The following is a 13,230-nucleotide window of genomic DNA, read 5'->3' on the forward strand; positions in this document are numbered from 1 at the left end:
GGCGGGGGCAGTCAGTGTGCGTCGACCGACATGCTGCGGATGAACTTGCGCAGGAACTGCTCGCAGGCGGCGAGCTGCGCGAGCTCGACATACTCGTTCGGCTTGTGCGCCTGTTCGATGTTGCCGGGCCCGCAGACGATGCTCGGGATGCCCGCGCGCTCGAACAGGCCGGCTTCCGTGCCGTAGGCGACCTTGCGCTTGTCCTGGTCGGCCGTCAGCGCGCGCACCAGCTGCGTGATCGCTGCCTGTTCGGTCGCGTCGAGCCCGGGCGCCGCGGCGATCTTCGAGAACTCGATCGCCGCGTTCGGATGCTCGCGAAGCATCTGCGGCAGCAGCGTTTCCCGCGCATACGCTTCGATGCGCGCGAAGATCTGTTCGGGATCGAGCGTCGGCAGGTTGCGGAACTCGAAGTCGAACCGGCATTCGGCCGGGACCGTGTTGATCGCGTTGCCGCCCTGGATCGTGCTCGTCTGCGCGGTCGTGAACGGCACGTCGTACAGCGCGTCGAACGGGCCTTCGGCGCGAAAGCGCTCGGCGATGTCGCGGATGTGGCAGATGAGGCGCGCCGCATATTCGATCGCGTTCAGGCCCTTCGGCGTCAGCGACGAGTGCGCCGCGTGGCCGCGCACGCAGCAGCGGTACGCGTTGATGCCCTTGTGCGCGATGATCGGCCGCATGCTGGTCGGCTCGCCGACGATGCAGCCGGACGGCTTCACGCCGCGTTTGACCAGATCGGCGATCAGCAGCGGGGCGCCCGCGCAGCCGATTTCCTCGTCGTAGGACAGCGCGAAATGGATCGGCTTCGCGAGCTTCGTCGCCTGCATCTCCGGCAGCAGCGCGAGCGCCGCGCCGATGAAGCCCTTCATGTCGCACGTGCCGCGGCCGTACAGGCGGCCGTCGCGCAACTCCGGCTCGAACGGGTTGCTGTCCCACTGCTGGCCGTCGACCGGCACGACGTCGGTGTGCCCCGACAGCACGATGCCGCCGTCGGTCGAGCCGTCGTGCGCGGGCACGGTCGCGAACAGGTTGGCCCAGCCTTCGCGCGGATCGTGCGTGAGCGTCGACTGGATGCCCTTCGCGGCGAGCGCGTCGCGCACCGTTTCGATCAGGCCGAGGTTCGGCACGCGGCTCGTCGTGTCCATCGACACCAGCTGCTTGATCCAGGGCAGGCTGACGAGCGAGGCGTCGCCTTGGGTTGCGGCGGACGGCGCCGGCGCGTCGAGAGTGGACATGGCAAAACTCCGTCTGAGGAATGGGAAAATCATACTCAAAAACGCGCCGGCCCGCCTTCGCCGGCCGCGATGCGGTGCAGCATCGCGGCCGTGCCGTCAGCGTGCCGCGCTCGCCGCGTCGGCGCGCGGGGCGAGCGCGCGCAGCGTTTCCTTGATCGTCGACACGCGGATCGCGAGATCGGGCGAGCGCGTCTCGATGCGCAGCTTGTCCTGGCCCGCGAGCTTGATGTGCCGGTGCTTCTGCACCATCTCGATGATCCGCATCGGATCGATCGGCGGGTTCGGCTCGAACTGCAGCCCGATCGCGGCCTCGCTCGCGTCGATCTTGACGATGCCGAGCGGCTTCGCGGCGAGCCGCAGCCGGTGCGTCTCGACGAGCGCGTGCGCCTGCGGCGGCAGCTTGCCGAAGCGGTCGATCAGCTCTTCCTGGATGCCGTCGATCGCGTCGCCGTGCTCGCAGTTCGCGAGCCGCTTGTACAGCGACAGCCGCTCCTGCACGTCCACGCAGTAGTCGGCCGGCAGGATCGCGGGCGCATGCAGGTTGATTTCCGTCGTCGCGGCGAGCGGGGCCGTGAGGTCGGGCTCCTTGCCGTTCTTCAGCGCCTTCACGGCGTCGTTCAGCATGTCGGTATACAGCTGGAAGCCGATCTCGTGGATCTCGCCCGACTGCTTGTCGCCGAGCACCTCGCCGGTGCCGCGGATCTCGAGGTCGTGCATCGCGAGATAGAAGCCCGAACCGAGTTCCTCCATCTGCTGGATCGCCTCGAGGCGGCGTTGCGCCTGCTTGGTCAGCGACTGCGGGTCGTGGACCAGCAGGTATGCGTACGCCTGGTGGTGCGAACGGCCGACGCGGCCGCGCAACTGGTGAAGCTGCGCGAGGCCGAACTTGTCGGCGCGATGCATGATGATCGTGTTCGCGCTCGGCACGTCGATGCCGGTCTCGATGATCGTCGTGCACAGCAGCACGTTCGCGCGCTGCGCGACGAAATCGCGCATCACGCGTTCGAGCTCGCGCTCGTGCATCTGGCCGTGCGCGATCACGATCCGCGCTTCAGGCACGAGCTCCTCGAGCATCGCCTTGCGGTTCTCGATCGTCTCGACTTCGTTGTGCAGGAAATACACCTGGCCGCCGCGCTTCAGCTCGCGCAGCATCGCCTCGCGGATCACGCTTTCCTCCTCGCGGCGCACGAAGGTCTTGATCGCGAGCCGCTTCTGCGGCGCGGTCGCGATCACCGAGAAATCGCGCAAGCCCTCGAGCGCCATCCCGAGCGTGCGCGGGATCGGCGTCGCGGTCAGCGTCAGCACGTCGACTTCCGCGCGCAACGCCTTCAGCGCTTCCTTCTGGCGCACGCCGAAGCGGTGTTCCTCGTCGATGATCACGAGGCCGAGGCGCTTGAACTGCACGTCCGACGACAGCAGCTTGTGCGTGCCGATCACGATGTCGACGCTGCCTTCGTTGATCTGCGCGATCGCCGCGTTCACTTCCTTCGCGGTCTTGAAGCGCGACAGCTCGACGATGCGCACCGGCCAGTCGGCGAAGCGATCGGCGAAGGTCTGCGTGTGCTGCTCGGCGAGCAGCGTGGTCGGCGACAGCAGCGCGACCTGCTTGCCGCCCATCACCGCGATGAATGCGGCGCGCAGCGCGACCTCGGTCTTGCCGAAGCCGACGTCGCCGCACACGAGGCGGTCCATCGGCTTGCCGCTCGTCATGTCGCCGATCACGGCCGCGATCGCCGCGGCCTGGTCGGGCGTTTCCTCGAACCCGAAGCTTTCCGCGAACTTCACGTAGTCGCGCGGCTCGAGCGCGAACGCGTGACCTTCGCGGGCCGCGCGGCGCGCGTACAGGTTCAGCAGCTCGGCCGCCGTATCGCGGATCTGCTGCGCGGCCTTGCGCTTCGCGCGCTCCCACTGGCCCGAACCGAGCGCGTGCAGCGGCGCGCTGTCGGGATCGGCGCCGCTGTAGCGCGAGATCACGTGCAGCTGCGCGACCGGCACGTAGAGCTTGCTGTCGCCCGCGTATTCGAGATGCAGGAATTCGGTCTCGCCTTCGCCGAGATCCATCGACACGAGGCCCATGTAGCGGCCGATGCCGTGCTGCGCATGCACGACCGGATCGCCGACCTTCAGCTCCGACAGGTCGCGCACCATCGCGTCGACGTTGCTCGCCTGTTCCTGGCGGCGGCGCCCGGCGCGGCGGCCGAGCGCGCCGTACAGCTCGGTTTCGGTGACGATCGCGTAGCCTTCGCCCGGCACCGCGAAGCCGCTCGCGAGCGGCGCGACGCCGAGCGCGAAGGGCGCGTCGCTTTCGAGCCAGCCCGCGAAGTGGTCGTTCGACGCCGGACGCAGGCGATGCTCGGCGAGCAGTTGCAGGATCGTCTCGCGGCGGCCGGCCGATTCGACCGTCAGCAGCACGCGCTTGCCCGACGCTTCGACGAAGGTGCGCAGCGCGGCGAGCGGATCGTCCGCGTGGCGATCGACGGTGAGCTCGGGCAAGGCCGTCGCCCAGCCGCCGGCCGGCTGCGCGGGCAGCACGACGCGCGCGAACGGCTTCGCGAACGCGAAGAAATCCTCGTCGGACAGGAACAGCCGCTGCGGCTCCAGGATCGGCCGCTCGCGGTCGTGCGCGAGGAACGCATGACGCTGCTTCGTATCGGCCGTGAAGCGGCGGATCGACGCTTCGAGGTCGCCGGCGAACACGAGGTGCGCATCCTGCGGCAGGTAGTGAAACAGCGTGGCCGTCTCGTCGAAGAACAGCGGCAGGTAGTACTCGATGCCGGCCGACGGCACGCCGTTGCCGATGTCCTTGTAGATCGGCGCGCGGCTCGGGTCGCCTTCGAAGGTCTCGCGCCAGCGGCTGCGGAAGGCCGTGCGCGCCGCTTCGTCGAACGGAAACTCGCGGCCGGGCAGGAGGCGCACGTCGCGCACCGGATAGAGGCTGCGCTGCGTATCGGGATCGAACGCGCGGATCGAGTCGACCTGGTCGTCGAACAGGTCGATCCGGTACGGCAGCGGCGAGCCCATCGGGTACAGGTCGATCAGCGAGCCGCGCACGCAGTATTCGCCGGGCCGCACGACCTGGCTCACGTGCTCGTAGCCGGCCAGCGTGAGCTGCGCCTTCAGCTTCGCCTCGTCGAGCCGCTCGCCCTGCGCGAACGCGAACGTGTACGCGGCCATGAACGACGCGGGCGGCATCCGGTACAGCGCGGTGGTCGCGGGCACCAGCAGGATGTCGCAGCGGCCCTCGCCGAGGTCGTGCAGCGTCGCGAGCCGCTCGGAGACGAGATCCTGGTGCGGCGAGAACGTGTCGTACGGCAGCGTTTCCCAGTCCGGCAGCAGGCGCACGCGCGCCTCCGGCGAGAAGTAGCGGAGTTCCTGCGACAGCCGCTGCGCGTCGACCGCGTTCGCGCAGATCACCGCAAGGAGCGGGACCGCGTCGCGGTTGTCGGCGAGATAGCGGGCGATGGCGAGTGCGTCGGCGGAGCCGTGCGCGCCGTCGAAGGCGAACCGCTGGCCCGGCTTGACGCGGGCGACGGGCGAGGCGAACGGGGTGGAAGCGTTGTCTGGCATAGGGACGGCAGGGGTGGCGGGCACGGGCGCGACGCGGCGCGCCGGTCGAGACGAAAGACCTATTATAAAATCCGCTTCTCGATTTCATCTTTCCGGCGTTTCCCCTTCGTGACTCCCCGACTTTTCGCCCTGATTCCTTGCGCCGGCACGGGCAGCCGTTCCGGCTCGGCCGTGCCGAAGCAATACCGCACGCTGGCCGGCCGCGCGCTCCTGCATTACACGCTCGCCGCGTTCGACGCGTGCAGCGAATTCGCGCAGACGCTCGTCGTCCTCGCGCCCGACGACACGCACTTCGATGCGCGCCGCTTCGCGGGCCTGCGCTTCGCGGTGCGCCGCTGCGGCGGCGGCTCGCGGCAGGCGTCGGTGCTCAACGGGCTGCTCGAGCTGGCCGAATTCGGCGCGACCGAGCAGGACTGGGTGCTCGTGCACGACGCCGCGCGCCCTGGCATCACGCCGGCGCTGATCCGCACGCTGGTCGCGACGCTGAAGGACGACCCGGTCGGCGGCATCGTCGCGCTGCCGGTGGCCGATACGCTCAAGCGCGTGCCGGCCGGCGGCGACGCGATCGCGCGCACCGAGTCGCGCGACGCGCTGTGGCAGGCGCAGACGCCGCAGATGTTCCGCATCGGCATGCTGCGCGACGCGATCCTGCGCGCGCAGCGCGAAGGGCACGACCTGACCGACGAGGCCAGCGCGATCGAATGGGCCGGCCATACGCCGCGCGTCGTGCAGGGCAGCCTGCGCAACTTCAAGGTCACGTACCCGGAAGATTTCGCGCTCGCGGAAGCGATCCTCGCGCGCCCCGCGAACGCTTCCTGACTTTCACCTCATCTCAAACCGGATTACGCATGGACTTCAGAATCGGACAAGGCTACGACGTGCACCAGCTCGTCCCGGGGCGCCCCCTCATCATCGGCGGCGTGACGATTCCGTACGAGCGCGGCCTGCTCGGCCATTCGGACGCGGACGTGCTGCTGCACGCGATCACCGACGCGCTGTTCGGCGCGGCGGCGCTCGGCGACATCGGCCGCCATTTCTCCGACACCGACGCGGCGTTCAAGGGCGCGGACAGCCGCGTGCTGCTGCGCGAATGCGTCGCCCGCGTGAAGGCGGCCGGCTTCACGATCCAGAACGTCGACAGCACGGTGATCGCGCAGGCGCCGAAGCTCGCGCCGCACATCGACGGGATGCGCGCGAACCTCGCGGCCGATCTCGGCCTGCCGCTCGAGCGCGTGAACGTGAAGGCGAAGACCAACGAGAAGCTCGGCTACCTCGGCCGCGGCGAGGGCATCGAGGCGCAGGCCGCCGCGCTGCTGGTGAAGCAGGGCGCGTGAGCGCCCGACGCCGGTCCGAAGCGGCGCGCAGGTTGCGCCGCCGGAATGAAAAATGCCACGCGCTTGCGTGGCATTTTCGTTTTGCGGCGCGATCCGGCGCGCTTGACCGCCGTATCGCGCTGCCGTTCGCGTGGCTGCTTATTCGCCTTCGGCGGCGATCACCTGCGCGGCGGCGTTGATCACCGACGCGATGCGGCCGACGTCGCGCAGCTGCGTCGTCGACATCCCTTGCTCGTTCTTCAGCAGCGCGTAGTGCGACTTCACGCAGAAGTGGCACTTGCCGACGATCGACGCGGCGAGCGCGTACATCTCGAAGCGGCGCTTGTCGACGCCGCCGTGCGACGCATACGCGCCCATCCGCAGCTCGGCGCGCTGCGTCTTCAGGTCGGCATCGTCGGCCATCTCGACATACGGATACCAGGTGTTGTTCATCCCCATCAGCGCGGCCGCCGTCAGCACGGCGTTCGTCTCTTCGGGCGACAGCACGCCGGCTTCGCGGATCGTCTTCACGAGCACGGTACTCTTCGCCGCGACCGCCGCCGCCAGCGCGACGCCGACTGCATCGGTGCCTTCGAGCGACGAGCGCGAGATCGTGCCGTCGAGGTTCAGGCGAATGTCCTTCGCGTAGTCGGGGATACGTGCCTTAATCGAATCGATGAATTCCATTGATATCTCCTATGGGTTGGCCGTTAAAAAAGCCCGCAGGCAGGACGTGCGCCGCGGGCTTCGTGCATCGATGCGCTTACAGCGTTGCGCCGCCGACTGCACGGTTGCACGGGCACAGTTCGTCCGTTTGCAGGCCGTCCAGAATGCGCAGGACTTCTTCCGGGCTACGGCCGACGTTCAGGTTGTTCACCGAAACGTGCTGGATCGTGTTGTCCGGATCGACGATGAACGTTGCACGCAGGGCCACGCCGGCTTCCTTGTCGCGCACGCCGAGCTGGTCGATCAGCTCGCCCTTGACGTCGCCGAACGAGTAGTGGTTCAGCTTGTCGAGGTCCTTGTGCTCACGGCGCCATGCGAGCTTCACGAATTCGTTGTCCGAGCTGCCGCCGAGCAGGACGGCATCGCGCTCTTCGAACTGCTTCGTCAGCTTCGCGAACTCGACGATTTCCGTCGGGCACACGAACGTGAAATCCTTCGGATAGAAGTAGATGATCTTCCACTTGCCCGGGAACGACGCTTCGGTGACGGTCTCGAACGCCGACTGGCCGTTTTCCTCGTGATTGTTGAAGCCCGGCTTCGCGGCTACGACGGTGAATGCTTCGAGTTTATCGCCCACGGTTTTCATGCGGATACTCCTGTGTGAGTTGGGAAGAAGACTGAGTCAAGCTACCTCGGTGCTGCAACGTTGATGTGACAGCATGGGCACGACTATAACACTATTAATAAATCGCTTCAATAGTTTTTGGCTAACGATTCCCATAGTTTTTTTCAACCGCGCCGATAGTGTGACGCGCAAGAAGCGTGCGCGAACGCGTCACGCCGTCGCACGCGCCTTGCCGGCGCCGGGGAATTCGAGCGTGACTTCGAGGCCCGCTTCGGGGCTGCGGTTGCGCAGGCGCAGCGCGCCGCGATAGCGGCCGACGAGGCGCAGCACGATCGCCATGCCGAGCCCCGTGCCGTCCGCCTTGGTGCGCGCCGTGTCGACGCGGTAGAACGGCCGCATCACGAGCGGCAACTGGTCCTCGGGGATGCCCGGGCCCTCGTCGCTCACCGACAGCTCGACGCGCGCGTGCGTCACGCGCGTCTCGAGCGTGATGCGCGACACACCGTCGTCGCGGCTCTGGCCGTATTTGCGCGCGTTCTCGACGAGGTTGCCGATCACGCGGCGCATGTCGGTCTCGTCGGCTTCGATCACGGCGGTCGGCGCGAGCCGCGTGCGGATCTCGACGCCGTCCTCGCCCGACACGCGCGCGGCGACTTCGTGCGCGATCGACGACAGGTCGACCGGCTCCGGCTTGCGCTGGGTCGGACGCGCGTAGTCGATGAAGGCCGCGATGATGCGGTCCATCTGCTCGATGTCGTCGACCATCGCGTCCTTGGTCGCCTGGTCGGACGGGCTCATCTCGGTCTCGAGCCGCAGCCGCGCGAGCGGCGTGCGCAGGTCGTGCGAGATGCCCGCGAGCATCAGCGCGCGGTCGGCCTCGAGCTGTTCGAGGTCGCGCACCATCTGGTTGAAGCTGCGGTTGGTGTCGGCCGCGACGCCCATCCCGCGCTCGGGCAGCAGCTCGGGCGTCTGGCCCGAGCCGATCTGCCGCGCGGCGAGCGCGAGCCGCGAGAACGGCCGGTTCACGAGGCTCGTGATGAACGCCGAGCCGAACAGCGACAGCGCGAGCGCGAACAGGCCCCAGCCGGCCCACTGCAGGCCCGTGACGCTGTCGAGCTGGTCGCGGTCGAGCGCGACCCAGTAATCGTCGTCGTCGATCTTGAAGCTGATCCACACGCCCGGGATGTCGTTGACCGACTGCGCGATCACGGTATCGTCGCCGAGCCGGCTGCGGATGTCGTGTTCGATCAGGCGGTTCAGCGATTCGTCGGGCTGCAGCTTGAACTTGTCGGTCTTTTCGCGCGGGTACACGCGCACGCCCTCGTTGCTCTCGAGATCCTGCAGCAGCGCGCGCCGCAGATCGGGATCGGAATAGAGCAGGGCGGTGCGCGTGAGCTTCACGATCGCGACGAGCTGGAGCGCGACGCGCTGCGCGCGCGGCTCGCGCTCGATCACGCGAAAGCTCTGGAACCACGCGGCGAGACTGACCGAGATCAGCAGCGCGATCAGCAGGAAGGTGCGCCAGAACAGCCCGCCGAACGCGAGCTGCAGGAGGCGCCGGTCGATACGCATGGGACGGGCCGTGGACGGGCGAAACCGGAAAGAGAAAAGATCAGGCGGCGCCGTCCGGAATGAACACGTAGCCGAGGCCCCAGACGGTCTGGATGAAACGCGGGCTGCCCGGATCCGGTTCGATCAGCTTGCGCAGGCGCGAGATCTGCACGTCGAGGCTGCGGTCGAACACTTCGTATTCACGGCCGCGCGCGAGCTCCATCAGCTTTTCGCGCGACAGCGGCTGGCGCGGATGGCGCGCGAACACCTTCAGCACCGAGAATTCGCCGGTCGTCAGCGGAATTTCCTGGCCCGACTTCGTCAGCGTGCGCGTCGCGAGGTTCAGCGAGAACTCGCCGAACTCGAACACCTCGGTGGTTTCCGACGGTGCGCCAGGCAGTTCGGCCGGCGCCTGGCGGCGCAGCACCGCGTGAATGCGCGCGACGAGTTCGCGCGGGTTGAACGGTTTCGGCAGGTAGTCGTCGGCGCCCATCTCGAGGCCGACGATGCGGTCGACGTCCTCGCCCTTCGCGGTGAGCATGATGATCGGCGTGCGGTCGTTGCTGCCGCGCAGGCGGCGGCAGATCGACAGGCCGTCTTCACCCGGCAGCATCAGGTCGAGCACCAGCAGGTCGAAGCGCTCGCGCACCCAGAGCTTGTTCATCGCGGTCGCGTTCTCCGCGACGTACACGTTGAAACCCTGCTCGCCGAGATAGCGGCGCAGCAGATCGCGCAGGCGCGGGTCGTCGTCGACGACGAGAATCTTGGAGGGGTTTTTCGTTTCCATGAGCGGCATCTTATCGCGAATGGGAAATCACGCACGGTCGCGTATTTTCGCGCGTTACAGTCCGTTACAAAATTTACCCGTAGTGTCGCGCGGAGTAAAGGCAGGCTATAGAGATTCCTTTACTCGAAGCTGAAATTCGGTAGATACTCCCCTGCACTCCATCTTTCATCTTTGTACACCCGAATTCCGCAGGGTTTTTCAAGTACCAGAGGTAACCGGTTGCCGCGTGACGAAGGGAACAAATCGACCAAAGAAGCGAGGACGGTCATGCGATCTGCCCGGATTGCACTGATGCTGACGATCGCACTTGCCGGTCCATATGCGTCGAACTTCGCGTATGCGCAGCGCCCCGAGCAGGGCGCCTCGTCGCGCAAGCTGCCGCGCGGCAAAGCGCCGCAGCCCGACCGCGCCGCCGACACGGCGGTCCGTTCCGCCGTGCCTCCCGATCTCGATCAGCACCGTCGCGACGGGCACATGACGCCCGAGGAGCGCCACCTGCTGCGCCAGCACATCGAGGACGCCGTTCGCGAGCTGTACAAGCGCTGACACGCACGCGCGTTCGCACGGCGCGGAAAGATTCCGTAGCAATTTTTCGGTCAACTTTCGGATGCGTGCCGCCGTTGAACCGGCATCCGCACCGCTGGTGCGCTCCGGGAGTCCACGACGATGAAAGCGAACGCTGCCGCCCCGGCGCCGTCGCCTGCCATGCAGTCGCCGCTCGATGCCGACGACGCACTGTTTTTCCTCAGCCGCACCGGGTTCTCTCCCGCGCCCGCCGACGTCGCGCGCGTCGTCGGCATGACGCGCGCGCAGGTCGTGGCCGACACGCTCGACAGCGTGCGGCGCGAGCCCGTGACGACGTGGCCCGACTGGATCGCCGAGCTGCCGCCGACGCGCGCGCAGCGTCAGGCGCTGACGCCCGACATGCGCCGCGACGAGCAGCGCGAGCGCAATGTCCGCTACGATGCGCTGCGCGCCGCCTGGGTCAACGAGATGATCGTCACGCCGTCGCCGCTCACCGAGCGCATGACGCTGTTCTGGCACGGGCACTTCACGTCCGGGCAGGACAAGGTCCCGTATCCGCAGACGATGGCCGCGCAGAATGCATTGTTTCGGCGCGAGGCGCTCGGCAACTTCGGCACGCTGCTGCATGCGGTCGCGAAGGATCCGGCGATGCTCCAGTATCTCGACGGCGCGAGCAACCGCAAGGGCCGCCCGAACGAGAATTTCGCGCGCGAGGTGATGGAGCTGTTCACGCTCGGCGAAGGGCATTACTCGCAGCGGGACGTGACCGAAGCCGCGCGCGCGATGACCGGCTGGAGCGTCGATCCCGATACGCTGCGCTTCGAGGTGCGGCCCGACTGGCACGACGCGGGCGACAAGACGATCCTCGGCGAGACCGGCGCGTTCGACGGCGACGGGTTTCTCGACATCCTGTTGAAGCGGCCCGAGACGGCAAGCTTCATCGCCGGCAAGCTGTGGCACGAATTCGTGTCCGATACGCCCGACGCCGGCGCGCTCGATGCCGTGGCCGAGCGGTTTCGCGCCAGCGGCTACGACATACGCGCGGCGCTCGCCGCGCTCTGGTCGACCGACGCGTTCTGGGATCCGCGCAATCGCGGCGTGCTCGTGAAGTCGCCGGCCGAGTTCGTCGTCGGGTCGGTGCGGCTGTTCGACGTCGCGTACGGCGATCCGCAGACGCTCGCGAACACCGTGCGCACGCTCGGGCAGAACCTGTTCTATCCGCCGAACGTGAAGGGCTGGCCGGGCGGCGCGATGTGGATCAACAGCACCACGCTGCTGGCGCGCAAGCAGTTCGTCGAGCAGTTGTTCCGCGCGACCGAGACGGCCGGCATGCGCTCGCCCGCGCATGCGATGGCGCCGCCGTCGCCGAATGCGCGGGCGCAGGCGATACCGGTTGCGGACGCCGCGTCGGTTGCCGGCATGCGCGGCGCGCTGGTCAAACTCGCGCGCGGCGGCCTGCGATTCGACCTCGAACGCTGGCTCGCGCAGTATCGTGCGCGGCCGCAGGCGATTGCGGGATTGTCGACCGAGCTCCAGCTGCAGCATGCGGTGCTGCCGGTGTCGCCGGTCGCGGCGATCGATACGGACTCGACCGGCAGCGCGTATCTCGAGGCGCTACTGATGGATCCGGCCTATCAACTGAAATGACTGAAACGACCGAAACGACGACGAACAGGCACGCTGCCGCGGTGGCCATGCCGCACGGCGAGCCGAAGGATGCACGATGAACCGACGTGATTTTCTGACGCTGACGGGCGCCGCGGCCGCGGCGGGCGTGTCGTTGTGGCAGCCGCCCGCGCAGGCGGCATCGATGGTCGCGGTCAGGCGCCAGCCGGCGACCGGTTATGCGAACGTGCTGATCCTCGTCGAACTGAAGGGCGGCAACGACGGCCTCAACACGGTGGTGCCCTATGCGGATCCGCTCTACTACCAGTTCCGCCGCAGCATCGGCATCAAGCGCGACCAGGTGCTGCAGCTCGACGCGCAGACGGGGCTGCACCCGTCGCTCGCGCCGTTGATGCCGCTGTGGCGCGACGGACAGGTCGCGATCGTGCAGGGCGTCGGTTATCCGCAGCCGAACCTGTCGCATTTCCGCTCGATCGAGATCTGGGACACCGCGTCGCGCTCGGACCAGTACCTGCACGAAGGCTGGCTCACGCGCACGTTCGCGCAGGCGCCGGTGCCGCCCGGCTTCGCGGCGGACGGCGTCGTGCTCGGCAGTGCGGAGATGGGACCGCTCGCGAACGGCGCGCGCGCGATCGCGCTCGTCAATCCCGCGCAGTTCATCCGCGCGGCGCGGTTGGCCGAACCGTCGTCGCTGCGCGAACGGAACCCGGCGCTCGCGCACATCATCGAGGTCGAGAACGACATCGTGAAGGCGGCCGACCGGCTGCGCCCGCGCGGCGGGATGCGCGAGTTCAGGACGGCCTTTCCGGCCGGTACGTTCGGGACCTCGGTGAAGACCGCGATGCAGGTGCTCGCGGCATGCGAGGCGTCCGGGCCCGGCGCGCAGGACGGCGTCGCGGTGCTGCGGCTCACGCTCAACGGTTTCGATACGCACCAGAACCAGCCGGGGCAGCAGGCGGCGCTGCTCAGGCAGTTCGCGGAAGGGATGAGTGCGATGCGCGGCGCGCTGGTCGAGCTCGGGCGCTGGAACCAGACGCTCGTGATGACGTATGCGGAATTCGGGCGGCGCGTGCGCGAGAACCAGAGCAACGGCACCGATCACGGTACCGCCGCGCCGCATTTCGTGATGGGCGGCCGCGTGGCCGGCGGGCTGTACGGCGCGACGCCGGCACTCGGGCATCTCGACGGCAACGGCAACCTGCCGGTCGCCGTCGATTTCCGCCAGCTCTATGCGACCGTGCTCGGGCCGTGGTGGGGGCTCGATGCGACGCACGTGCTGCAGCAGCGCTTCGAGACGCTGCCGCTGCTGAAGGTGTGAGGCGGTCGTGCGTGACGGGG

Annotated in this window: 11 protein-coding genes; 5 read left to right on the forward strand and 6 right to left on the reverse strand. The window is 67.9% G+C overall.

Annotated elements, in window-relative coordinates; all coding sequences use genetic code 11:
• Window positions 1-11: 11 nt before the first annotated feature.
• A complete protein-coding gene (argE, locus tag DIE12_RS04875) occupies window positions 12-1,232 on the reverse strand; it encodes an acetylornithine deacetylase (protein WP_124520045.1) in 1,221 nt (406 codons plus the stop codon).
• Between the two features lie 96 nt (window positions 1,233-1,328).
• Window positions 1,329-4,799 carry a transcription-repair coupling factor gene (gene mfd / locus DIE12_RS04880; RefSeq protein WP_124486220.1) on the reverse strand — a complete coding sequence of 1,157 codons (3,471 nt, stop codon included), beginning with the start codon at window positions 4,797-4,799 and terminating at the stop codon, window positions 1,329-1,331.
• Window positions 4,800-4,907: 108 nt separating this feature from the next.
• Between mfd and ispD the strand changes: the two genes are divergently transcribed.
• Window positions 4,908-5,618, forward strand: coding sequence for a 2-C-methyl-D-erythritol 4-phosphate cytidylyltransferase (ispD, locus tag DIE12_RS04885; RefSeq protein ID WP_124486221.1), 711 nt, complete (start codon window positions 4,908-4,910; stop codon window positions 5,616-5,618).
• 29 nt (window positions 5,619-5,647) lie between these two features.
• Window positions 5,648-6,133: a 2-C-methyl-D-erythritol 2,4-cyclodiphosphate synthase gene (gene ispF / locus DIE12_RS04890; RefSeq protein WP_044843723.1), complete on the forward strand. Its 486-nt coding sequence runs from the start codon at window positions 5,648-5,650 to the stop codon at window positions 6,131-6,133.
• Between the two features lie 138 nt (window positions 6,134-6,271).
• On the opposite strand, the gene DIE12_RS04895 is transcribed toward ispF, so the two are convergent.
• From DIE12_RS04895 to ompR, 4 genes are all read right to left on the reverse strand, one after another.
• A complete protein-coding gene (locus tag DIE12_RS04895) occupies window positions 6,272-6,799 on the reverse strand; it encodes a carboxymuconolactone decarboxylase family protein (protein ID WP_124520047.1) in 528 nt (175 codons plus the stop codon).
• A 76-nt stretch (window positions 6,800-6,875) separates the two neighbouring features.
• Window positions 6,876-7,424 carry a peroxiredoxin gene (locus DIE12_RS04900; RefSeq protein ID WP_006478563.1) on the reverse strand — a complete coding sequence of 183 codons (549 nt, stop codon included), beginning with the start codon at window positions 7,422-7,424 and terminating at the stop codon, window positions 6,876-6,878.
• Between the two features lie 189 nt (window positions 7,425-7,613).
• The gene (locus DIE12_RS04905; RefSeq protein ID WP_044843721.1) at window positions 7,614-8,975 is read right to left on the reverse strand and encodes an ATP-binding protein; all 1,362 of its coding nucleotides are present in this window, start codon (window positions 8,973-8,975) and stop codon (window positions 7,614-7,616) included.
• Window positions 8,976-9,015: 40 nt separating this feature from the next.
• Complete coding sequence (ompR, locus tag DIE12_RS04910; RefSeq protein ID WP_004192636.1) at window positions 9,016-9,750, reverse strand: two-component system response regulator OmpR; 735 nt, start codon at window positions 9,748-9,750, stop codon at window positions 9,016-9,018.
• A 258-nt stretch (window positions 9,751-10,008) separates the two neighbouring features.
• Between ompR and DIE12_RS04915 the strand changes: the two genes are divergently transcribed.
• The 3 genes from DIE12_RS04915 (at window position 10,009) to DIE12_RS04925 (ending at window position 13,210) form a co-directional block, all read left to right on the forward strand.
• On the forward strand, window positions 10,009-10,287 hold the full coding sequence (locus DIE12_RS04915) for a hypothetical protein (RefSeq protein ID WP_124486222.1): 279 nt from the start codon (window positions 10,009-10,011) through the stop codon (window positions 10,285-10,287).
• A gap of 120 nt (window positions 10,288-10,407) precedes the next feature.
• Window positions 10,408-11,913, forward strand: coding sequence for a DUF1800 family protein (locus DIE12_RS04920; RefSeq protein WP_124520049.1), 1,506 nt, complete (start codon window positions 10,408-10,410; stop codon window positions 11,911-11,913).
• 76 nt (window positions 11,914-11,989) lie between these two features.
• Complete coding sequence (locus DIE12_RS04925) at window positions 11,990-13,210, forward strand: DUF1501 domain-containing protein (protein WP_124486224.1); 1,221 nt, start codon at window positions 11,990-11,992, stop codon at window positions 13,208-13,210.
• Window positions 13,211-13,230: the final 20 nt, after the last annotated feature.

It is taken from the genome of Burkholderia sp. Bp9015 (assembly GCF_003853505.1).
Lineage (GTDB): Bacteria > Pseudomonadota > Gammaproteobacteria > Burkholderiales > Burkholderiaceae > Burkholderia.

What these genes read in the sequence shown, in the direction of transcription:
- argE (WP_124520045.1), bottom strand. Translation starts at nt 1,232, where the DNA reads ATGTCCACTCTCGACGCGCCGGCGCCGTCCGCCGCAACCCAAGGCGAC.
- mfd (WP_124486220.1), bottom strand. Translation starts at nt 4,799, where the DNA reads ATGCCAGACAACGCTTCCACCCCGTTCGCCTCGCCCGTCGCCCGCGTC.
- ispF (WP_044843723.1), top strand. Translation starts at nt 5,648, where the DNA reads ATGGACTTCAGAATCGGACAAGGCTACGACGTGCACCAGCTCGTCCCG.
- DIE12_RS04895 (WP_124520047.1), bottom strand. Translation starts at nt 6,799, where the DNA reads ATGGAATTCATCGATTCGATTAAGGCACGTATCCCCGACTACGCGAAG.
- DIE12_RS04900 (WP_006478563.1), bottom strand. Translation starts at nt 7,424, where the DNA reads ATGAAAACCGTGGGCGATAAACTCGAAGCATTCACCGTCGTAGCCGCG.
- DIE12_RS04905 (WP_044843721.1), bottom strand. Translation starts at nt 8,975, where the DNA reads ATGCGTATCGACCGGCGCCTCCTGCAGCTCGCGTTCGGCGGGCTGTTC.
- ompR (WP_004192636.1), bottom strand. Translation starts at nt 9,750, where the DNA reads ATGCCGCTCATGGAAACGAAAAACCCCTCCAAGATTCTCGTCGTCGAC.
- DIE12_RS04915 (WP_124486222.1), top strand. Translation starts at nt 10,009, where the DNA reads ATGCGATCTGCCCGGATTGCACTGATGCTGACGATCGCACTTGCCGGT.
- DIE12_RS04920 (WP_124520049.1), top strand. Translation starts at nt 10,408, where the DNA reads ATGAAAGCGAACGCTGCCGCCCCGGCGCCGTCGCCTGCCATGCAGTCG.
- DIE12_RS04925 (WP_124486224.1), top strand. Translation starts at nt 11,990, where the DNA reads ATGAACCGACGTGATTTTCTGACGCTGACGGGCGCCGCGGCCGCGGCG.